The sequence below is a fragment of the Kribbella albertanoniae genome, assembly GCF_004348455.1.
GTDB classification, from domain to species: Bacteria; Actinomycetota; Actinomycetes; order Propionibacteriales; family Kribbellaceae; genus Kribbella; species Kribbella albertanoniae.
In genome coordinates this window covers 1-21,577 of the sequence record NZ_SMKA01000155.1, presented here as the reverse complement: position 1 = coordinate 21,577, position 21,577 = coordinate 1, and the positions used below count along the sequence as shown (strand labels likewise).

The 21,577-nt window shown below is 66.9% G+C and carries 21 protein-coding genes; 12 read left to right on the top strand and 9 right to left on the bottom strand.

All coding sequences use genetic code 11. The features are described 5' to 3' along the window. Positions 1-94: 94 nt before the first annotated feature. Together greA and E1261_RS27630 are read right to left on the bottom strand one after the other, a co-directional pair. On the bottom strand, positions 95-607 hold the full coding sequence (gene greA / locus E1261_RS27635) for a transcription elongation factor GreA (RefSeq protein WP_132411515.1): 513 nt from the start codon (positions 605-607) through the stop codon (positions 95-97). A 243-nt stretch (positions 608-850) separates the two neighbouring features. After that, the gene (locus E1261_RS27630) at positions 851-1,267 is read right to left on the bottom strand and encodes a DUF4307 domain-containing protein (protein WP_132411513.1); all 417 of its coding nucleotides are present in this window, start codon (positions 1,265-1,267) and stop codon (positions 851-853) included. A gap of 70 nt (positions 1,268-1,337) precedes the next feature. On the opposite strand from E1261_RS27630, the gene mca reads away from it, so the two are divergent. The 3 genes from mca (at position 1,338) to E1261_RS27615 (ending at position 3,675) form a co-directional block, all read left to right on the top strand. After that, positions 1,338-2,189: a mycothiol conjugate amidase Mca gene (gene mca, locus E1261_RS27625; protein ID WP_132411523.1), complete on the top strand. Its 852-nt coding sequence runs from the start codon at positions 1,338-1,340 to the stop codon at positions 2,187-2,189. 40 nt (positions 2,190-2,229) lie between these two features. Then, positions 2,230-2,499: a hypothetical protein gene (locus tag E1261_RS27620; RefSeq protein ID WP_132411511.1), complete on the top strand. Its 270-nt coding sequence runs from the start codon at positions 2,230-2,232 to the stop codon at positions 2,497-2,499. Between the two features lie 141 nt (positions 2,500-2,640). Then, the gene (locus tag E1261_RS27615) at positions 2,641-3,675 is read left to right on the top strand and encodes a hypothetical protein (protein WP_132411509.1); all 1,035 of its coding nucleotides are present in this window, start codon (positions 2,641-2,643) and stop codon (positions 3,673-3,675) included. Between the two features lie 101 nt (positions 3,676-3,776). On the opposite strand, the gene E1261_RS27610 is transcribed toward E1261_RS27615, so the two are convergent. Both E1261_RS27610 and E1261_RS27605 read right to left on the bottom strand, forming a co-directional pair. Then, positions 3,777-4,235: a hypothetical protein gene (locus tag E1261_RS27610; RefSeq protein WP_132411507.1), complete on the bottom strand. Its 459-nt coding sequence runs from the start codon at positions 4,233-4,235 to the stop codon at positions 3,777-3,779. A 41-nt stretch (positions 4,236-4,276) separates the two neighbouring features. Then, on the bottom strand, positions 4,277-4,729 hold the full coding sequence (locus E1261_RS27605; protein WP_132411505.1) for a hypothetical protein: 453 nt from the start codon (positions 4,727-4,729) through the stop codon (positions 4,277-4,279). Positions 4,730-5,025: 296 nt separating this feature from the next. Between E1261_RS27605 and E1261_RS27600 the strand changes: the two genes are divergently transcribed. From E1261_RS27600 to E1261_RS46505, 6 genes are all read left to right on the top strand, one after another. Beyond that, a complete protein-coding gene (locus E1261_RS27600) occupies positions 5,026-5,538 on the top strand; it encodes an RICIN domain-containing protein (protein WP_132411503.1) in 513 nt (170 codons plus the stop codon). A gap of 139 nt (positions 5,539-5,677) precedes the next feature. Beyond that, positions 5,678-7,657, top strand: coding sequence for a thioredoxin domain-containing protein (locus E1261_RS27595; RefSeq protein ID WP_132411501.1), 1,980 nt, complete (start codon positions 5,678-5,680; stop codon positions 7,655-7,657). 229 nt (positions 7,658-7,886) lie between these two features. After that, on the top strand, positions 7,887-9,959 hold the full coding sequence (locus E1261_RS27590) for a M4 family metallopeptidase (protein ID WP_238176465.1): 2,073 nt from the start codon (positions 7,887-7,889) through the stop codon (positions 9,957-9,959). A gap of 124 nt (positions 9,960-10,083) precedes the next feature. Continuing rightward, positions 10,084-11,667: a M4 family metallopeptidase gene (locus E1261_RS27585; protein ID WP_238176464.1), complete on the top strand. Its 1,584-nt coding sequence runs from the start codon at positions 10,084-10,086 to the stop codon at positions 11,665-11,667. Between the two features lie 92 nt (positions 11,668-11,759). Then, complete coding sequence (locus tag E1261_RS27580) at positions 11,760-13,043, top strand: M28 family metallopeptidase (protein WP_238176463.1); 1,284 nt, start codon at positions 11,760-11,762, stop codon at positions 13,041-13,043. Next, the gene (locus E1261_RS46505; RefSeq protein WP_238176462.1) at positions 12,989-13,186 is read left to right on the top strand and encodes a hypothetical protein; all 198 of its coding nucleotides are present in this window, start codon (positions 12,989-12,991) and stop codon (positions 13,184-13,186) included. The genes E1261_RS27580 and E1261_RS46505 overlap by 55 nt, the downstream gene beginning before the upstream one ends. Here E1261_RS46505 and E1261_RS27575 read toward each other — a convergent pair. The 3 genes from E1261_RS27575 to trhA are packed head-to-tail and all read right to left on the bottom strand — an operon-like array spanning position 13,183 to position 15,598. Continuing rightward, positions 13,183-13,683, bottom strand: a complete 501-nt coding sequence (locus E1261_RS27575) for a hypothetical protein (RefSeq protein ID WP_238176461.1) — start codon at positions 13,681-13,683, stop codon at positions 13,183-13,185. The two genes, E1261_RS46505 and E1261_RS27575, sit on opposite strands and share 4 nt — an antisense overlap. A gap of 55 nt (positions 13,684-13,738) precedes the next feature. Next, positions 13,739-14,863, bottom strand: coding sequence for a phosphotransferase (locus tag E1261_RS27570; RefSeq protein WP_132411499.1), 1,125 nt, complete (start codon positions 14,861-14,863; stop codon positions 13,739-13,741). A 42-nt stretch (positions 14,864-14,905) separates the two neighbouring features. Continuing rightward, on the bottom strand, positions 14,906-15,598 hold the full coding sequence (gene trhA, locus E1261_RS27565; RefSeq protein ID WP_132411497.1) for a PAQR family membrane homeostasis protein TrhA: 693 nt from the start codon (positions 15,596-15,598) through the stop codon (positions 14,906-14,908). Between the two features lie 230 nt (positions 15,599-15,828). On the opposite strand from trhA, the gene E1261_RS27560 reads away from it, so the two are divergent. Continuing rightward, entirely contained in the window at positions 15,829-16,608 is a 780-nt protein-coding gene (locus E1261_RS27560; RefSeq protein ID WP_132411495.1) for an isoprenyl transferase, read from the top strand. Here E1261_RS27560 and E1261_RS27555 read toward each other — a convergent pair. Continuing rightward, positions 16,568-17,638, bottom strand: coding sequence for an NYN domain-containing protein (locus E1261_RS27555; RefSeq protein ID WP_132411493.1), 1,071 nt, complete (start codon positions 17,636-17,638; stop codon positions 16,568-16,570). The two genes, E1261_RS27560 and E1261_RS27555, sit on opposite strands and share 41 nt — an antisense overlap. Before the next feature lie 348 nt (positions 17,639-17,986). Between E1261_RS27555 and E1261_RS27550 the strand changes: the two genes are divergently transcribed. Both E1261_RS27550 and E1261_RS27545 read left to right on the top strand, forming a co-directional pair. Next, on the top strand, positions 17,987-19,321 hold the full coding sequence (locus tag E1261_RS27550) for a PhoH family protein (protein ID WP_132411491.1): 1,335 nt from the start codon (positions 17,987-17,989) through the stop codon (positions 19,319-19,321). Between the two features lie 192 nt (positions 19,322-19,513). Continuing rightward, positions 19,514-20,200: an aggregation-promoting factor C-terminal-like domain-containing protein gene (locus tag E1261_RS27545; RefSeq protein ID WP_132411489.1), complete on the top strand. Its 687-nt coding sequence runs from the start codon at positions 19,514-19,516 to the stop codon at positions 20,198-20,200. A 153-nt stretch (positions 20,201-20,353) separates the two neighbouring features. Here E1261_RS27545 and E1261_RS27540 read toward each other — a convergent pair whose 3' ends face one another. Then, entirely contained in the window at positions 20,354-21,334 is a 981-nt protein-coding gene (locus tag E1261_RS27540) for a hypothetical protein (protein WP_132411487.1), read from the bottom strand. Positions 21,335-21,577 lie beyond the last annotated feature (243 nt).

Below are 21,577 nucleotides of genomic sequence, written 5' to 3'. Positions count from 1 at the left end.
GGCGGGGAGTGCGCCGGTACGGCGGGAGTGGGGCGGCCGGGAAATGCGAAGCGCCCCGGTGGTTGTCCACCGGGGCGCTGCGAAGGTGGTGGGGTCAGCCGGTGAAGGGTTCGGCGGCGACGATCTGGACGGTGACCGGCTTGCCGTTGGGGGCCTCGTAGGTGGCCTTCTCGCCCTTCTTCTTGCCGAGGATGGCGGCGCCGAGGGGGGACTGCGGCGAGTAGACGTCGATGTCCACCGAGGCGTCCAGGGCGAGCAGCTCGCGGGAGCCGAGCAGGAAGGTCTCGACCTCGTCGTCACCGGCGAAGGTGATGGAGACCTTCATCCCGGGCTCGACCTTGCCGCCCTTCTTCGGGGTCTCGCCGACCTGGGCGCGGCGGAGCATGTCCTCGAGCTGGCGGATGCGGGCCTCGATCTTGCCCTGCTCGTCCTTGGCGGCGTGGTAGCCGCCGTTCTCCTTGAGGTCGCCCTCGTCGCGGGCGTCGCTGATCCGCTGGGTGATCTCGGCCCGGGCCGGCCCCTTCAGCTGCTCCAGCTCGGCCTTCAGCTGGTCGTAGCCCTCCTGTGTCAGCCAGACAACGCTCGCCTCTTCGATTCTCTGCGTCATGGGCTGCTCCTTGGGGGTTGGATAGGTGGGCAGGAAATGCTGCTGGCCGCCGTCGACGACGGCGACCAATCCAATCAGCGTAGCAAGATCTGCCCGAGAACCCCACCGTTCCAAGGTCCCTCAGGCGCTAGGACAGCGCTTTCCCGACGGTTTTTTCCGGATCCTGGGCAAACCAAGGGCAATCGGTTGCCGATTCAGGTTCCGCGTCAACCAGAAACCGGCCCTGACCTGCGCTTTTGCGGGTCAGTGCGGGCGCTGCGAATCGGCCGTCGTACAGCCGATCAGGACGACCGAGGTCGCGGTTCGCTGGGTGGTCAGCGTGGCCGGGAGCGACTGGTTCCGGGGAGAGTCCGCGGGGACGGTCAGGGTCAGCTCTCCGACGATCGAGAAGTCCGCGGCCTTGGCCTGCACCCGGCAGGTCGCTTCGACGGACTTGGTGCGGTCGACCTGGACGGTGGCCGTCACCTGGGTGTCCGAGACGATCTTGAAGGCCAGCAGCCGGGACGTCACCGGCGGGTTCGAGCCGACCACCGCGGCCCACAGCAGCCACCCCAGGCCGGCCACGGCGATCACGGCGACCAGCCCGATGATCAGCGGTCGCCGGGACCGTGCGGTGCGTCCATAGCGGGAGTCGAGGGTGCTGCTGGCTGGCTCTGTCAACGGGGGTCCAGGGGGTTGGTTGTGGGTTTTGGGGTCCGGTGGAGGACCATTGTGTCTTGTGAGTGGAGAGATGCGGTTGTTGCATGTGCATGCCCACCCGGATGACGAGTCGAGCAAGGGTGCCGCTTCGACGGCCCGGTACGTCGCTGAGGGCGTCGAGGTGCTTGTCGCCACCTGTACCGGTGGTGAGCGTGGATCCATCCTGAATCCGAAGATGGACCGGCCCGAGGTGCTGGCCAACATCAGCGAGATCCGCCGCAAGGAGATGGACGCGGCGCGCGAGATTCTCGGGATCCGGCAGGAGTGGCTCGGCTGGGTCGACTCCGGCTATCCCGAGGGTGATCCGCTCCCGCCGCTGCCGGACGGTTGTTTCGCCGCCCTGAAGGTGGAGGACGCGGCCGCGCCGCTGGTGAAGCTGATCCGCGAGTTCCGTCCGCAGGTCGTCACGACGTACGACGAGAACGGCGGCTACCCGCATCCCGATCACGTGATGTGCCACCAGATCACCGTGGCTGCCTTCGAGGCGGCTGGTGACGCGGACGCGTACCCGGAGCTCGGTGAGCCCTGGCAGCCGCTGAAGCTCTACTACCACCACACGTTCCACCGCGAGCGGATGAAGGCGCTGCACGACGCGATGGTCGCGCGCGGGCTGAAGTCGCCGTACGAGGACCGCCTGAAGGACTGGAAGCCCGACCCGGAGAACGAGCGCCGCATCACCACGCGGGTCGAGTGCGCGCAGTACTTCGAGACCCGCGACAAGGCGCTGCTGGCGCACGCGACGCAGATCGATCCCGACGGTGCGTGGTTCGACGTACCGCTGGCCGTTCACCAGGCGGCCTGGCCGACCGAGGACTACGAGTTGGCGCGGAGTCTGGTCGAGTCGGAACTGCCCGAGACCGACCTCTTCGCGGGGCTCCGCTGACGGCGGGGGATGACAGTGAGAGAATGGTGGCGTGATAGCGATGACCTCCCTTGCGCCGGTCGAGATCGACCCGAACTCGGTGCGTCCCGGCTGGGTCGCGCTGCTGATCGTGCTCGCTCTCGGTGCCGTCACGGTGCTCCTGTGGCGCAACATGGGCAAGCAGCTGAAGAAGATCGACTTCGACGACGACGCCGCGGACGGCCCAGCTCCGTCTTCCGGCCCAGCGAGTCCCGCCAGTTCTGCGGACCCGGACGCTGCCGATCCGATCCCTACGGTGGCTACGACACCGACGCAGAGTGAGCCCAAGTAAGGCGCCCAAGTAACGCGCACAGAACGATTCCTGGCAGTCCCGCCTGACCGTGATCACGAGATGGTGTCGGACTGGGCTGCCCACCTCCGCGTGACCCTATAGTGGCCGCGTGCCCACCATTGCCGGGCGCGGGTCGGTGCGATGAGCACGACCCGTGCCACTCGCGCCGCCCGGCACCGCATGCCCGGACGCCTGGTAGTCGGTGGACTGGCCGCGGTTCTGGTGGCCTCGATCGCCCTCGTCGTCGCCCTGTTCGTCACCGGCAGCGAGCCTCATGACACCGGTGGTATCGGTGGCCCGAGCCTGTTCGTCGCCTGGCTCCTCCCGCTGCTCCGGCTGGTCGCAACCCTGGCCACCGTCGGCTGCGCCGGCGCTCTGCTCGCTGCCGTCGTCCTGCTCCGCATCGAGGGCGGCCTGCTCGGCACCCAAGGCCGGCGCGCGGTTCACGACGCCAGCAACTCGGCGGTCATCTGGGCCGCCTGCTCCTTCGCCGGCGCCGTGGTCACCGCCGCGGTACTCCTCGATACCCCGGTCGACCTCCTGTACCTCCGCCTCGAGGACGCCCTCGCAGTCCCCGAGGTCAAAGCCCTTCTGATCACCGGCATCCTGATCGTCGCCCTGGCTATCGGCATCCGCCGCGTCCAGACCTCCCAAGCCGCCCGCCTCGGTGTCCTGGTCGCCATCGCGGCCCTGATCCCGAACGCGCTCACGGCCTTCCCCCGCAACGAGCCGTACGTCGTCCTCGCCGGAGCGGCCCTGGTCATCCACGTGATCGCCGCGACCACCTGGATCGGCGGCCTGGCCGGCCTCGTCCGCTACGGCCGCGCCAGCCGCGGCGGCCTCCCGATCGTCCTCGAGCGCTACAACCAGGTCGCCTACCTCTCCTCGATCGCCCTCGTCCTCAGCGGCCTGATCAGCGCCGCCGGCCGGCTCGCCGCGAAGGCCGGTGGCTGGGGCGGCGCCTTCGACGTCGTCACTGCCGACGCGTACGGCGTCCTCCTGATCGTCAAGGTCCTCGCGTTCGCCGCGCTGATCGTCGCGTCCCAGCTCAGGCGCGCCCGCACCACCGGCAACCTCCTCGACCGCAACATCCCCTTCTGGCAGATCGTCGGCTTCGAACTCGTCATCATGGCCCTCGCCCTGGGCCTGTCCGTGGCCCTGTCGCAGACCACCTGACGTTGGGCGCATGACCCCCGTGGGGTACTCGGCTTGTCACTGGTGTCAGGCGAGTGCCGCTGCCGCCGGATCCAGGCCCGGCCAGAGTTACCTACGGTTTGTCAGCCGACGTACGGGTTGTCTCTGACCGGGCCGTGCACGCACTTCGCCTCGCCCGGAGTGGACGTGTAGAGGCACACCGTCAGGCCTGCCTTTGCCACGGTGAAGCCTGCGCTGCCGTAGACGGTCCCGAAATTGGTGCCGTCGGAGCCGCAGCCGTTGGTGTCCGACCCCACGTAGCGAGACGAGGTGTCTCCGTTGGTGCTCACCAGCCTGATGTAGGCCTTCACCGGAAGGTTGTCACCGGGACACACGTCGCGCACCGTAACGTTGCGATAGGTGACCTCCGTCCGGTTGACGAAGTCGAGAGACGCGGTGGCCAGCCCACCACTGCCGGAAGATCCTTCGGTGAAGACGCGAGCGGACGCCGGACCGTCGGTCGCCTGCGCAGGACTTGCGATCAACAACCCACTCAGTACCGTTGCGACTCCTACCACGGTCCTCAGAACCCGTGTTCTCATCGATCCTCCAAGAGAGATGTCACCTGGGTTTGTCACGGCGCTCAGAGGTAAGGGTTCGAGCGGAGCGATTCCGCGCACCGCTGGTTGCCGGCCGAGTTGTAGACACAAACCCTCAGGCCTGCCTTCGCCACCTGCGCGAAAGGGGAGTCGGTCCTGAAGTCCCCTAGGTTGGTGCCGTCGGAGCCGCAGCCGTTGGTGTCCGAACCGGCGAGGTCGTTCTCGGAAGTTCCGTCTCTGAACACCACCTTGACGTAGACGCGTACCGGAAGGTTGTCACCGGGACACACATCGCGCACCGTGAGGTTGCTGTAGTGGATGTCCGTCTGGCTGAGGAAGTTGACCGACGTCTTGGCAATCCCGCCACTGCCCGAGGATCCCTGGGTGTAGACGCGAACGGACACCGGACCGTCATCCGCCTGCGCCGGACTTGCGACCGACAAGCTACCCAGCACCGCTGCGAGCCCCAGCACGGTCCTCAGAACGCGTGTTTTCATCGATCCTCCAAGAGATGCGTCGAGCCGGCTTGCACCTGCCCGCTGATGTCGTCGCAAAGGTAGGAGTTGCCGCCGACGTCTCCCTGCCCGTACTACACCCGTACCGCGAGGCCGGCGGGTTCACCGCATCGCGCAGGCCCTGCGACCTCGGGGTACGGGTGGTACGGGCAGAGACACGTCGGGGACAACTCGTACTGTCGCGACACATTCGGTCGGCGGCGCAAGCCGGCTTGAGACATCTCGCTCGCCACCGCTACCAGCAACTCACCACAGAGACACGCTCTCAAGGAGAATGAATGCACCGTCTAAGAAAAACCTTCATAACGCTGTTCACCGGCATGATCATCATGGTCGGCGTGACAGCTACGGCCCAAGCCGAACCCGCCGTGCAGACCAACGCGAGCGACACAACCATCCAGTCCGACAGCGGATCCGGGTTCGAGCCCCAAGCTGGCGTCGTGCAAATGAAGAACAAGGCGACCGGCCGCTGTCTTCAGGGCACGAACACAGCTGCGGTGTCGACCACGACGTGCAGCACATCGAGTTATCAGCGATGGACCCTGATCTGGGACGGAGAGTCATATAGGTTCAAGAACAACAACAACGGGCGGTGCCTCGATCACAACTCCACCACGGCCTATACCCATGTCTGCAACAGCGGCTTGTACCAGATCTGGTACCGAAAGACTGACGACGGTTACCGGTTCCGGAATGCCACGACCGGCAAGTGCCTGGACAGCAACTCGCGGGGAACCGTCTATCCCAACACCTGCAACAGCGGCGACTACCAGAAGTGGGCTTGGCTGTAGGCCGTCGGTGTAGTTCCTCGTCCCGACCGTCTCCTCGCTAGGCTCGGGCACGGAGCAGTGCGCCGACGACTGAGATCTGAGCCCGAACGTGCCTGATGCATCAAAGTGATGCATCAGGCACTGGAACGGAGTGACACCCATGGTGAACCGTTTGGCGAACGCCACGAGCCCGTATCTCTTGCAGCACCAAGGGAATCCGGTGGACTGGTACGCCTGGGGTGAGGAGGCTTTCGCCGAGGCCAAGCGTCGTGATGCACCAATCTTTCTGTCGGTGGGGTACTCGGCTTGTCACTGGTGTCATGTGATGGCTCATGAGTCGTTCGAGGATGCGGCGACGGCGGAGTATCTGAACGAGCACTTCGTGTGTATCAAGGTGGATCGCGAAGAGCGGCCGGATGTGGATGCGATCTACATGGCGGCGACGGTGGCGATGACGGGGCAGGGCGGGTGGCCGATGTCGGTGTTCCTGACGCCGGAGGCGGAGCCGTTCTTCTGCGGGACGTACTTTCCGAAGGATGCGCGGCACGGTATGGCGTCGTTCCGGCAGGTGCTGGAGTCGTTGGTGGAGGCCTGGCGGGGGAAGCGGGAGCAGATCGACGGGATCGGCCGGCGGGTGGTCGAGCAGTTGGGTGCTCGGCAGCAGGCAGGCGGCGGCGAACTCCAAATAGATCAAGCACAGCTCGACCGGGCGGCGCAGTTGCTGAGGACGGACTTCGATCCGGTGGACGGTGGGTTCGGGGGAGCGCCGAAGTTCCCGCCGTCGATGGTGCTGGACTTCCTGTTGCGGCATCACCGGCGGACCGGGTCGGCCGATGCACTCCGGATGGTTGTGCACACCTGCGAGCGGATGGCGCGCGGTGGGATGTACGACCAGCTCGCAGGTGGTTTCGCGCGGTACTCCGTCGACGGGCAGTGGGTCGTCCCGCATTTCGAGAAGATGCTGTACGACAACGCGTTGCTGCTCGACGTCTATACCCAGTGGTGGGCAGTCGGTGGCGAGCCGATCGCGCGCCGGATCGTCGAGGAGACGGCCGAGTTCCTCCTCACGGAACTCCGGACGCCGGAAGGCGGGTTCGCGTCGGCTCTCGATGCCGATACCGAAGGCGAGGAAGGCAAGTACTACGTCTGGACAGCGGCCGAGATCTACGCGGCGCTGCCCGCGGACGACGCGGCCTGGGTCGTCGAACTGTGCGACGTGAGCGGTACTTTCGAGCACGGATCCTCGGTTCTGCAGCTCCGCCAGGACCCCGATGACGCCGACCGTTGGCAGCGCGTCCGTGCGACTCTGCGCGAGGCGCGGAAGTCCCGCGCGTACCCCGGTCGCGACGACAAGGTGGTCGCCGCCTGGAACGGTCTGGCCATCACCGCACTGGTGCGCGCGGGCATCGTCCTCGGCAAACCCGAGTACGTCGAGGCCGCGGCCGGCGCGGCCGAATTGATCCGGACGGTCCATCTCGACTCGGCCACCGGCAGGCTGCACCGGACCTCGCGGGACGGCGTGGCCGGTACGGCGTACGGCGTACTGGAGGACTATGCGGCTTTTGCGCAGGGTTGTCTCACGTTGTTCGGTGTCAACGGCAACATCACGTGGTTCCAGACTGCACAGGCTTTGCTGGACCGGACGCTCGAACAGTTCGTTGCTGACGGCTCCTATTTCGACACGGCGGCGGATGCTGAGGAGCTGGTCTGGCGGCCGCAGGACCCGACCGACAACGCGAGCCCGTCCGGTGTGAGCCTGGCCGCCGAGGCGTTCAGCACGCTTGCGAGCCTGACCGGATCAGTCCGGTATGAGACCGCGGCCGAGCAGGCCCTGAGTGCCTCGGCGGCGATCGCGGCCCGGGCGCCACGGTTCGCCGGGCGGGCGCTGGCGGTGGCCGAGACGATCGCCGCCGGACCGCTCGAGATCGCGATCGCCGGCCGTTCGCCGGAGCTTCTTCAGGTCGCGTTCACGCACGCGCCATGGGGTACGGCGATCGTCCAGGCAGAGCCGGGTGCCGACGTACCGTTGATGGCCGGCAGGTCGTTGGTCGCTGACCGGCCGGTGGCATATGTGTGTCAGAAATTCACTTGCCAGCTGCCGGTTCCGGAACCAGAAGCCCTCCGGGAGCAGTTGAGCTGACCTTCGTGGTCAGTGCGGGTTTTCCCTGCCATTTCGGCACTATCGCTTGACTCCGGGCCCGCCGCAGACGACAGTCATCCCTCAGTCGGATGTAACAGATTTCGCATGTCCTGACACGCAGTGTCACAAGTGAGCAGTGGCACTGATGGGCCAGGGTGTTCGTCCGGCGTCCCCAACTGAATTTGGTCGTTGCGCCCAAACAGCGACCACACCGTGAGGAGATGTTGTCTTGAAACGACTGACATCAGCAGGGGCGGTGGCCATCGTCGCGGCAGCCGGACTGGCTGCAGGCTTCACCGGCACCACCGCCGGTGCCGCTGACCGTACGGCGCCGCTCCCGGCATCCGGCTTCGACCAGCCGGCCGCCGTTCAGGCCGAACAGGCGCTGACCGCGCAGACGGCCGCAGCTCTCGGACTCGCCGGTGGCGAGCAGCTCCAGGTGCGTGACGTGGTCAAGGACCCCGACGGCACCGAGTTCGTCCGCTACGACCGCACCTTCAACGGCCTCAAGGTCGTCGGCGGTGACCTCATCGTGAAGCGCAAGGGTGAGGCCATCGGTCAGGTGAAGTACAACTACGGCGCCAAGGCCGTCGGTGTCGCGACCAAGCCGACGCTGTCCCAGTCGGCCGCGCTCACCAAGGGAGCCCAGGCAGCCAAGTTCAAGGCCACCGGCAACAAGGGGACGCTGGTCGTCTTCGTGACTCCGTCCAAGCCTGTGCTCGCCTACGAGGTCGTCACCACCGGCGTCAAGGCCGACCAGACCCCGTCGGTGCTGCACTCGTTCATCGACGCCAAGACCGGCGCGGTGCTCGCCCAGGACGACGAGGTCAAGACCGGTACCGGAAACTCGATGTACTCCGGGCAGGTCTCGATCGGCACCTCCGGCAGCTACTCGATGTCGGACCCGAGCCGCGGTGGCAACAACACCACGGACCTGAACGGCGCGACCTCCGGTAGCGGCACGATCTTCACCGACCCGGACGACACCTGGGGCAGTGGCACGACGGCGAACCGCCAGACCGCCGGCGTCGACGCCCACTTCGGTTCCCAGCTCACCTGGGACTACTACAAGAACGTCCACGGCCGGAACGGCATCTTCAACAACGGCCAGGGCGCTCGCTCGCGGGTCCACTACGGCAACGCGTACGTGAACGCGTTCTGGGACGGCACCCAGATGACGTACGGCGACGGTGCGGGCAACGCCCGTCCGCTGACGTCGATCGACGTGGCCGGCCACGAGATGAGCCACGGCGTCACCGAGGCCACCGCCAACCTGAACTACTCGGGTGACGCGGGCGGTCTGAACGAGGCGACCTCGGACATCTTCGGTACCGCCGTCGAGTTCTCCGCGAACAACGCGCAGGACCCGGGTGACTACCTGATCGGCGAGAAGATCAACATCAACGGGAACAACACCCCGTTGCGCTACATGGACAAGCCGTCGAAGGACACGCGCAGCAGGGACTGCTGGGACAGCACCGTCGGAGGGCTCGACCCGCACTACTCCTCCGGCCCGCTGAACCACTGGTTCTACCTGGCCTCCGAGGGCACCGGCACCAAGGTCATCGGTGGCGTCACCCACTCCAGCACCGCCTGCGACGGTTCCACCGTCACCCCGGTCGGTCGCGATGTGGCCGCCAAGGTCTGGTACCGCACGCTGAGCACCAAGCTCAGCTCGGGCAGCACCTACCCGGACGCCCGTGAAGGCGCGATCACGTCCGCCAAGGAGCTGTACGGCAACGACTCCGCCGAGTGCAAGGGCATCGCGGCGGCCTTCAGCGGCATCACGGTCCCGGCCGGCGCCGCCACCTGTGGTGGTACCACCGAGCCGCCGACCGGCGACAACCTGTTGAAGAACCCGGGCTTCGAGTCCGGCGCGGTCAACTGGACCGGCACCAGCGGTGTGATCACCAACAGCACCTCGAAGCCGGCCCGTACCGGTAGCTACAAGGCGTGGCTGCAGGGCAACGGCCGGACCACCACCGAGAACGTCGGCCAGTCGGTTGCCATCCCGGCCACCGCGACCGCCGCTTCGCTCTCGTTCTGGCTGCGCATCGACACCACCGAGACCACCACCTCCACGGTGTACGACACGCTGAAGGTGCAGATCGTCGACGGCAGCACGACCACCACGCTGGCGACGTACTCGAACCTGAACAAGAACACGACGTACACGCAGAAGACGTTCAACGTCACTGCGTACAAGGGCAAGACCGTCACGGTGAAGTTCCTCGGCGCGGAAGACTCCTCGCTGCAGACCAGCTTCGTCGTCGACGACACCTCCCTGGTTGCGGGTAGCTGATCCAGTACCCCGGGGTCCGGGGGCCTGAGTGCCCCCGGACCCTCCTTTCCCCTGTCAAGGACGCGTAATCCCATCGCCCTGGTCGCTGCGCCCATTCAGCGACCACAATGTGAGGAGAGCTGTCTTGAAACGAGTAACTTCTGTCGGGGCCATCGCTGTCATCGCCGCCGCGGCCATGGCGGCCGCGCCGGCCGGCGCGAACCTTGCCTCCCAGCCGCTGCCGGCCTCCGGCTTCGACCAGCCGGCGGCCGTCAAGTCCGAGCAGGTGCTGGCGGCGAAGACCGCCCAGGCTCTCGGGCTCGGCAAGGGTGAGGTCCTGCAGGTCAAGGATGTCGTGAAAGATGCCGACGGCACCGAGTTCGTCCGCTACGACCGCACCTTCAACGGCCTGAAGGTCGTCGGTGGTGACTTCATCGTGAAGCGGGACGCGGCCGGTACCGTCAGCCAGGTCACGTACAACCGCAACGCCAAGACCGTTGGGCTCACCTCCACCAAGCCGACGCTGTCCGAGGCGGCTGCGCTCGCCAAGGGCGCCAAGGCAGCCGGTTTCAAGGCCACCGCCAACAAGGGTGACCTCGTCATCTTCGTCAGCGAAACCAAGCCCGTGCTCGCCTATGAGGTCGTCACCACCGGCGTCAAGGCCGACCAGACACCGTCGGTGCTGCACTCGTTCTTCGACGCGAAGACCGGCGCGCTGCTGGACTCCGACGACGAGGTCAAGACCGGCACCGGAAACTCGATGTACTCCGGCCAGGTCGCGATCGGAACCGCAGCCGGCTTCCAGCTGAAGGACAACGGCCGCGGTGGCAACAACACCACCGACCTGAACGGCGCCACCTCCGGCACCGGCACGCTGTTCACCGACGCAGATGATGTCTGGGGCAACGGTACGACGTCCAGCCGCCAGACCGCCGGTGTGGATGCCCACTACGGCTCCCAGCTGACCTGGGACTACTACAAGAACGTCCACGGCCGGAACGGCATCAAGAACAACGGCGTGGGTGCGCGCTCCCGCGTGCACTACGGCAACGCGTATGTGAACGCGTTCTGGGACGGTACCCAGATGACGTACGGCGACGGCCAGAGCAACGCCCGTCCGCTGACGTCGATCGACGTGGCCGGCCACGAGATGACCCATGGTGTCACCCAGGCGACCGCCAACCTGAACTATTCGGGTGACGCGGGCGGCCTGAACGAGGCCACCTCGGACATCTTCGGCACGCTGGTCGAGTTCTCGGCCAACAACGCCACCGACAAGGGTGACTACCTGATCGGCGAGAAGATCAACATCAACGGCAACGGCACGCCGCTGCGCTACATGGACAAGCCGTCGAAGGACGGCCGCGGCAGCCAGGACTGCTGGACCACCGGCACCAAGAACCTGGACCCGCACTACTCCTCGGGCCCGCTGAACCACTGGTTCTACATGGCCTCCGAGGGCACCGGCGCCAAGACGATCAACGGCGTCAACTACAGCACCACCTCCTGCAACGGTACGACGTTCGCCGGTGCGGGCCGTGATGTGGTCGGCAAGATCTGGTACCGCACGCTGACCACCAAGCTCAGCTCCGGTTCGAACTACGCGGCTGCCCGTAACGGCGTCATCAACTCCGCCAAGGAGCTGTACGGCGCCGGTTCGGCCCAGTGCCTCGCGGTGCAGCGCGCCATGGCCGGCATCAACGCGCCGGCCGGTACTGCTGCTTGCTAAGAGCAAGTAGTTAGACACTCGAAGGTTCGGGGAGCGGGCCCTGCCCATGGCTCGCCCCCGGACCTTCTCTTGTAAGCAAGGAGAAGTCCCCCATGCGTAGATCCTTGTCTGCAGCTGCTCTCGCCGCGGCCCTCGCCGCCGGAGCGCTTGTCGTCCCTGGTTCCTCGTCGTTCGCCAGCACCGAGGTCGTCGATCCCGACATCTCGGTGACGAATGCCAAGGCGCACCTGGACCAGTTCCAGACCATCGCCACCAACAACGGCGGCAACCGGTACACCGGCCGCCCCGGCTACAAGGCCTCCGCCGACTGGGTGAAGGCCAAACTCGACGCGGCCGGCTACACGACCACGTTGCAGCAGTTCAACACCTCGGCCGGTACGTCGTACAACGTGATCGCCGAATGGCCGTTCGGCGACGCGAACCATGTCGTGATGGCCGGGTCGCACCTGGACAGCGTCAGTTCGGGGCCGGGGATCAACGACAACGGCACCGGCAGCGCGGGCGTCCTGGAGACCGCGCTCGCCTACGCCGCCAGCGGCCAGACTCCCAGGAACCGTCTGCGCTTCGGTTTCTGGGGTGCCGAGGAGCTCGGGCTCCTCGGTTCCAAGTACTACGTGAACGGGCTGCCGGCGGCCGAGCGGGACAAGATCGAGCTGTACCTGAACTTCGACATGATCGGTTCGCCGAACCCGGGATACTTTGTCTACAACGACAATCCGGCCGGTAACGGCGCCCGCGACGACCTGACGACGTACTTCACCAGCAAGAGCATCCAGACGGAGTACATCGACGTCCAGGGCCGCTCCGACCACGCGGCGTTCCGCTCGCTGGGGATCGCGACGGCCGGCACCTTCACCGGGGCCGAGGGCACCAAGACCTCAGCCCAGGCGACGAAGTGGGGCGGTACGGCGGGGCAGGCGTACGACCCGTGTTACCACCGGTCCTGCGACACCATCACCAACCTCAACCTGACCGCGCTGGACCGCAACATCGATGCCATCGGCCACATGATCTGGAACTACGCGCAGAAGGACTACGGCAGCGGACCGCCTCCGGGCGGCTCGAACCTGCTCGTCAACCCGGGCTTCGAGTCCGGCGCGGTGAACTGGACCGGTACGTCGGGTGTCGTCCCAACAGCTCGTCCAAGCCGGCCCGCGCCGGGACCTGGAAGGCGTGGCTGCAGGGTAACGGCAGCACCGGCACCGAGAACACCGGTCAGTCGGTGGCGATCCCGGCCGCGGCGACGGCGGCCACGCTGTCGTTCTGGATCCGGATCGACACCGCCGAGACAACCACGTCGACGGTCTACGACACGCTCAAGGTGCAGGTGGTCGACGGCAGTACGACGACGACGCTGGCGACGTACTCGAACCTGAACAAGAACACGACGTACACGGAGAAGACCTTCAACCTCCTTGCCTACAAGGGGAAGACGGTCACCGTGAAGTTCCTCGGTGCCGAGGACTCGTCACTCCAGACGAGCTTCGTCGTCGACGACACCGCAGTCACCGTTCCCTAGAGCGGTTTGCAGAGATCCCCGGGTGGGATCTTGGCCTCGGTGAGCAGCTTGCTCACCGGGGCCGACAGCGGCTTCAGCTTCGGGTCGTCGAGCCGGGCGACCTTGCCGTTGGCGGAGACCGCGATGATCATGTCGTCGGGATGCCGCACGGTGGGTTTGACCATCGTCAGGCTCGCCCAGTCGACCTGCTGAGCCGCGGAGGCCAGCGGTGTCAGCAGAGTCGGGTCGAGCTTGCACCGGACCGTCTCCTTGCCGCGTGAGCTCACCGTGGCGATCCCTTCGGCGTCCACCTGCACCTGGTCGTCGAACCCGGCCAACCCGCCGGTGCGGGTGACCGTCATCGGCAGGCCGACCCCGACCGGCGTCGACTCGGTCACGGACGGCTCGCTGGGGGTTGGTGTCGACGGCGTACCGCCGACGCTGGACTCGTCACCGCATCCACTCAGAACCAACCCAGCGAGGGCGGCGACCGCTGTGTACCTACTGAGGTTCTTCACGTAACAGGGATACCCGATCCGCCCCGATTCGTTGCACCCGACACAAGACTGAGATCTAAGCCCACCTTTTAACGATCGGTGAGACCAGGTCAACGAGTACGCGGGTGAGGTGGACGCGCTGCTCGAAGAGTGCGGGTGTGGCCGGCTCCCATAGTGGTAGGGCGGTGAACGTTGCCCGGGCGCACAGTGAACCCAGATAGCCGTAGAGCACCTGTTCCTCGGAGACCTGCATGCCTTCGGTGGCTAGCCCGGTCTGGAATGCCTTCAGGATCACCCTGTGCACGGCAGGCAGCGCCTCTGGTGAGAGCTCGCCAGCGTGGGCCAGGCCGATCAGCAGCTGTCCCAGGTCGAAGCCGACCGCTTGCGGGCAGTCGAAGCCCCAGTCGATCACCACGAACTCGTCCGGGCAGCCCTGCGGCACCAGGAGGTTCTGCGGACTCGCATCCCCGTGCTGGTAGCACTGCGGCAAGGCGTCGAGTGCATCCAGTACGGCGGGCAGCCGCGCCGCGAGCGCGAGCAGGTCCTCCCGCAGGGTGTGCTCACCCAGGTTGTCGACCGCCTCAGCCAACATCGGGTGTTCCCAGCTAGCAATAGCCGGTAAGGCGTTCCCCATCACCCGGCCGCCGACGTAGTACCGCAGTCCGATGCCCGGTGTGGTTACTCCGGGGCGGGGGACCAGCGGCTCGACCAGATGCGGTTGCCTGCGCGCCGACAGCCGACCGAGCAGGTACGCCGCCCGCTCGAACCGTGCGATCGGCCAGGGGCCCGGTTCCGGCGTGATGTTCTCCATCCACAGCGCGCCGCGATCGTCGTCGTACAGGTCGATCCGGTACGTCGCGGGCAGCCGCATGCCGTCCGGCAGCAGCTCGGCCAGGTTGCTCTGGTGGGCGGCGAGCTCGAGCTGCCAGGGCAGGTTCTGCACGAAGCTCTCCCGCAGCTCCTCGGGGACCATGTCGAGGAACTGCCAGTGCCGCACCGACCGGAGCTGCTTCACGAAACACGACCAGCCGACGCCGTCCGCCGTACCGAAGACGCGGTAGAGCCCTGCGGTGGTGGGCGTCCCGATGGGGTAGTCCACGACCTCGACCCGCACGTCGCCGATGCAGGCGGTGGGTACTCCGGTGACCGTGCGACCCAGTTCAGCCAGCTCGTCGTCGTTCAGCGCCTGAAGAGTGCTCATACCTCAGGGTCGCGCCGGACCCTTCAGACAGCCTTCAGATCGTCAGGATTGGTACGTAACGATGCTGACAGCGATGTAGTGGCAGATGAAGGCGGCCACGGTCAGGGCATGGAAGATCTCGTGGAAGCCGAACCAGCGGGGAGACGGATTCGGGCGCTTGGTGCCGTAGATCACCGCGCCGACCGAGTAGAGCAGGCCGCCGACCGCGATCAGCGTGACGACCGCCGCGCCGCCCTGGCGGTAGATGTCGCCCATCCAGAAGACCGCGACCCAGCCCATGGCCAGGTAGATCGGGGTGTAGAGCCAGCGCGGGGCGCCGACCCAGAAGACCCGGAACAGGATGCCCAGCGTCGCACCGCCCCAGACCAGGCTCAGCATCAGGATGCGGTCCTTGCCGCTCAGCAGCAGCATCCCGAGTGGGGTGTACGTGCCGGCGATCAGCAGGAAGATGTTGCTGTGGTCCAGCCGGCGCAGGATCGCCTCGCCGGTCGCACCCCAGTAGAAGCGGTGGTAGAGCGCGGAGATGCCGAACAGCAGCATCGCGCCCATCGTGTAGACCGCGGCGGCCCAGCGTGCGTTCGCATGCGGCGCCAGGCAGATCAGCACGATGCCGCCCGCGGTGGCGAGCGGGAAAGTGCCGGCGTGCAGCCAGCCGCGCAGCTTCGGTTTGAGCGGGCCGAGCCGCTCGGACAACTTGTGACCGGCTGCCTGGGGCTGTGCGCTGGGAGCGGTCATCGCCGTCCTTTCGTGACGCCGGGCGAGGGATTTCGGCCTACCTACGCAACCGTAACCTACGCAACCGTAGGTTCAACCCTCCCGAAGGATGAAATGTAGGCGATGTCACCACCTCGGCGCACCTTCTCCCGTGTCTACGATGCAGCCAACAAGTGAAAAGTTCGGCCTCTCTTTCGGTGGGCGATCTGGGCTAGCCTCGGGGTGAGGAAGTTGGAGGCGAAACCCTGCTCATGCAGACACCAGGCAAGCAGAAGCTGCGCGACGCGCTGATGCTGATCTACGAACGCCGGCTGCGGCGCTCGCTGGCGCCGGACCGGATCCCGGAGCACATCGGCGTGATCATCGACGGCAACCGGCGCTGGGCCCGCTCGGCCGGCAACCCGGTCTCGCACGGCCACGAGGCCGGTGCGAACAAGATCACCGAGTTCCTGCACTGGTGCGACGACGTCGACGTCAAGGTCGTCACCGTCTGGATGCTGTCCACCGACAACCTGACCCGGCCCGCCGACCAGCTCGAGCCGCTGCTGCGGATCATCGAGCAGGTCGTCGACGAGCTGACCGCGATCGGCCGCTGGCGGATCCACCCGGTCGGTGCGCTGGACCTGCTGCCGAGTGTGACCGCCGAGACGCTCAAGCGGGCCGAGGCCGCGACCCGGGACGTCGACGGCATGCTCGTCAACGTCGCGGTCGGGTACGGCGGCCGCCGGGAGCTCGCCGACGCCGTCCGCTCGCTGCTGCTCGAGGAGGCCGCCCAGGGCATCTCGATCGAGGAGCTGGCTGAGCGGGTCGATGTCGAGCACATCGCCCGGCACCTCTACACGAAGGGCCAGCCGGACCCGGATCTGGTCATCCGCACCTCGGGTGAGCAGCGCCTCGGCGGCTTCCTGCTCTGGCAGAGCGCCCGGAGCGAGTTCTACTTCTGCGAAGCCCTCTGGCCGGACTTCCGGCACGTGGACTTCCTGCGAGCGATCAGGAGTTACTCCCAGCGAGAGCGTCGCTTCGGCGCCTGACACCGCGTCCGCACCGCACACACGCCGTACGGCGTCTGAGGTAGTAGGCGTAGGTCGCAGCGCCGAGTGCTGCGCCCCAGAGGATCCAGAGGATGCCGGGTGCGTTCAGCGCCCAGTTGTCGCCGTCCAGGGGCAGCTGGGCGTTCATCAGGCCGGCCGGGAACAGAGCCACGGCAACGATCGAGGCCGGGATGATCGCCAGCCGCGGGGGTACCCGGCGACCGGCCTTGAACCAGATCCAGCGTGGGTACACCTCGCCCCAGCGCTGCACCAGGCCGTGGGTGAGGACGCTGCCGCCGATGGCCAGTACGGCGAGGCCGAGGCCCATCTCGAGCATGCCCGGGGTGTCGGCCATCATCTGGTGGAAGTCGCCGGTGATGCCCAGTGGCCAGCCGAAGTACCAGGCGATCCGGGTGGCCTCGTACGGCAGATTCGCCACGACGGAGACGCCGACCGCGACGCGTCCCCAGCGCAGTGCGGACTCGGGAGTCGTCCACGCGGGTGCGGGCCGGTCGCTGCGGCCGCACGAAACGCAGGCAGCGCGGGTACGGCGGTGGTACGCGATCGCCGTACCCGCCCACAAAACGCCGCCGACGAACAGGATGAGCAGGTTCAGGCGATGCCAGTACAGGATGTCGCCGACGCCACCCTGCTCGCCCGGGACCCCGGTGAACGCGAAGACCACCAGCGCCGGAGACAGGGCGACTATCGCGATCAGGGTGTAGTCCGGGATCACCAGTGCCAGGCCGACCGCGAGTACGGCGGCGATTGTCTGCAGCAACCATCCGCGCGGCCGGCGTACCGTCATCACTACGGCCAGTACGGCGCCGCCGAGTCCCAGGATGGCCATCATCGGCCCGACAACCGCCACTGGAGCGCCTTCCAGGACCGAGGCGGTCGACCGGTCGTCCTCCACCCTCGCGAACGGGTAGTGAGCACCTCCTAACGACCAGTAAAGGCCTGCTACGCCGTAGACGAACGACCACAGGGCTGTCGTGCAGCCCACCAGGATCGGCCAGTTTTTTCGCATGACATGAGCGTCGGCCGGAACGCCGTCGTACCGGATCACCCGGCGGGGTGAGCGGGCTCCCTCGGGTGGGGGGAACGTGTAACACCGTGTTAACCCCGTGGCCGGGCGTGTCGGGCTGCGGGGTTTGCCGGACCCTCCTACTCTGACAATGACGGTCGGAGGGGAAGCCGGCTGTTACGGGAGGTGCGATCAGTTTGAGACGTTCGCCAGCCGGTTGCCCCATGCGGGGCAGAACGGAGTATCCGAGACGGTCTGTCTCGGTCTGGCTGATTCCCGACTCCCGGTCCAACACCTAACACTGGTGGGCCGGGCGTGGTGTGCACGTCGCGGCCCGAGAGGACGTGCGACATGGCTGCCACCCACGCCAAGGCGTCAAGTACCTCATCCACACCGGACCAGCGCACTTTTGTGCTGGACACCTCGGTGCTTCTGTCGGACCCGCACGCGATGCTGCGGTTCGACGAGCACGAGGTGGTCGTCCCGGTGGTCGTCGTCACCGAATTGGAGGCCAAACGGCATCATCCTGAACTCGGCTACTTCGCCCGTACCGCGTTACGCCTGCTCGACGAGCTCAGGATTCAGCACGGACGTCTGGACGCACCCCTGCCAGTGGGGGAGAACGGTGGAAGCCTGCGGGTCGAACTGAACCACACCGACCCGGAAAGCCTGCCGGCCGGTTTCCGGCTCGGCGACAACGACAGCCGCATCCTCGCAGTGGCGTGCAACTTCAAGGCCGAGGGCCGCGACGTCACGCTGGTCTCCAAGGACCTGCCGATGCGGGTGAAGGCCTCGGCCTGCGGCCTGGTGGCCGAGGAGTACCGGGCCGAGATCACCTTCGAGTCCGGCTGGACCGGGATGGCCGAGCTCGAGGTCGAGACCGCGGTGGTCGACGACCTGTACGAGGAGGGCATCCTCGAGCTCCAGCAGGCCGGTGAGTTCCCGACGCACACCGGGCTGGTGCTGCTGTCGGACCGGGGCAGTGCGCTCGGCCGGGTGATGCCGGACAAGCGGGTCCGGCTGGTCCGCGGCGATCGCGAGGCGTTCGGGATCCGCGGCCGGTCGGCCGAGCAGCGGGTCGCGCTCGACCTCCTGCTCGACCCCGACGTCGGGATCGTCTCGCTCGGCGGCCGAGCCGGTACGGGGAAGTCGGCCCTCGCGCTGTGCGCCGGCCTGGAGGCGGTGATGGAGCGCCGTCAGCACAAGAAGGTGGTCGTCTTCCGGCCGCTCTTCGCGGTCGGCGGTCAGGAGCTCGGCTACCTGCCGGGCAGCGAGTCGGAGAAGATGCAACCGTGGGCGCAGGCGGTCTTCGACACGCTGGGCGCGCTGGCCGGTGCCGACGTGATCGACGAGGTGATGGACCGCGGCATGCTCGAGGTGTTGCCGTTGACCCACATCCGCGGCCGGTCGCTGCACGACGCGTTCGTGATCGTCGACGAGGCGCAGTCGCTGGAGCGCAACGTGCTCCTGACCGTGCTGTCCCGGGTCGGGGCGAACTCGCGGGTCGTGCTGACCCACGACGTCGCCCAGCGCGACAACCTTCGGGTCGGCCGGCACGACGGCGTGGTCGCGGTGGTCGAGCAGCTCAAGGGCCACCCGTTGTTCGCCCATGTCACGCTGACTCGCTCGGAGCGTTCGCCGATCGCTGCACTGGTCACCGAGATGCTCGACGACCTGCAGATCTGACTGACGGGTAAGGAGTCATGGTGAGCTTCGCTCATCACTGTCTGTAAAGCACGCGTAAGACTTCGTCCGCCACGGCGCGGTCGCCCCTGCGGCGGCCGCGCCGTGGTTTGTGACCTGCTTGTGATCACGGTCGGTTTAGGCCAAAGTATGTTTCTGTTGCAGCCGACGGGGGTCGGGTTCTCGGAAGGAAAGATGAAAGCGAAGCGCTCCGTCGCGGCTCTCTCTGTGACAGGGATCGCCGTGGTCACCTTGGTGACGGGTATCGACCTCTTCAGCTCCGCCGGTAGCAGCTCTGCGTCCGGGCGGGCCGAGCTCGCGGTCGTGAACAGCGAGAAGGCGTCCGCCGCCAAGCCGCCGGTGAAGAAGATCCTGACCGCCCAGGAACAGGCCGAGGAAGCGATCCGGATCCGCAACCAGGTCGAGGCCAAGGCCCAGGAGATGCAGGCCTCCCAGGACGCCGCATGGCGCGCCCGAGTCGCCAAGAACGCCGCCCTCAAGCGCTACCAGGCGCTGCAGAAGACCGACCGCAGCTCCCGCGAGGAACGCGCCAGCCGGGACGCCGAGCGGAAGAAGTACGAGGGCACCCCCAAGCAGATCGCGATGAACCTACTGCCCGACCACGGCTGGGGCCAGGGCCAGTTCACCTGCCTGGAGAAGCTGTGGAACAAGGAGTCGCGCTGGAACCCTCGCGCCGACAACCCGACCTCCTCGGCCTACGGCATCGCCCAGGCCCTCCCCGGCAACCGCATGGCCGCCTACGGCTCCGACTGGCGCACCAACCCGGTCACCCAGATCAAGTGGGGCCTCGACTACATCGAGGACCGCTACGGCTCCCCCTGCTCCGCCTGGGCCCACTCCCAAGCCAAGGGCTGGTACTAGGTTTTTCGTAACGTCCGCCGCCACTCGGGCCGCCCCCTTCCTAACGTCCGAAGGATCGGAGGGCCGCCCTCCGATCTTTCGGACGTTACGGCGGAGCTGTGGTTAACGTCCGAATATCCGGAGGAGCGCCCTCCGATCCTTCGGACGTTGTGCTCAGCCGGGCCAGCCGGCGGAGCGGAGGAGACGTGCAACCTGGGACATGTAGTGGTCGGGGGCGACACGAAGGCCGATGACGGGGATCCGGAGGACCCGGGAGTGGCCGATGGTGAGTTCGTTCTGGCGGCTCGCATCGGATAGCGCCTGATCCGCCCCGAGGTGGTGGACGCCTTCGATCTCGACCACTGCGTCGTACCGGGTCCAGTCTGTGTCGAGGTACCAGGTGCCGTCCGGCCCGCGTCGCCGGGTTTGCCGGTCCGGCTCCGGGAGTCCGTAGTCCCGGCAGAGCTGGGCGAAGTCGAGCTCGCCGATCGACTGGGCGCCCTTCGCGAGATCGGGCAGGATCGTCGCGATGAACCTGCGCCGCCGATCTCGCCGTACGGTGGCGAACGCCTCCGCGATGGCCTCGGCCGTGGTCAGACCCTGCTGGACAGACATCGCCAAGATCGTTGCGGCTTGCCGGTCCGAGCGTGCCCACAGGGCGGCCCGAACCGCGGCGACCGGGGGACGGGTACGTGGTAGGCCGATCTCTTCCAGGTCGTCCGGCTTCCGGCGGCGGGTTTCGTGGACGACCACACCGCGAGCCCGGCGCGGATGCCAGGACTTCGGCACCGAGACATGCAGTACGTCGTCAAATCCGCTCAAGCCCGCCGCGCGCAAGGCTGTCGAGCCGTCGAGCGCGGCGTCCCCGCCGATCTCGAAGATTGCCGACCACCACAGTGCCTGCGCACTCGGCGGGCCGGTGTGGATCGCGATGGTCTGTGGGCCCGGCCGGGCCCAGCGTTCCCCGCGCAACGCGGACGTGATCTCCCACCGCGGCACTCCCAGCGCCGCCAGCTGGCGACGCGAGACGACGCCGTCCTGCGCCGATGCAACATGCGCCAGCTGCCCGGCCCACCATCGACGTCGCGCCCGCCGCGCAAATTCCGCACACCGCCCACATCGCACTGCCCCAAAACATTTCGTCGTGTCACTCACGACAAGAAGATGCCGCGAACCAATCCCTACCGCAGTTGCCCTTTCCCATCTGTGGATAACCCGCCGCCGACAACGTCCGAAAAACCGGAGGGGGGCCCTCCGATCGTTCGGACGTTGTGTCGGTGGTGCTGACAACGTCCGAAAAACCGGAGGAGGGCCCTCCGATCGTTCGGACGTTGGGATGATGGGCGGGTGGAGATCGCGCGGGGTCAGTCCTGTCTCTTATACGCATCTGACGCTGAC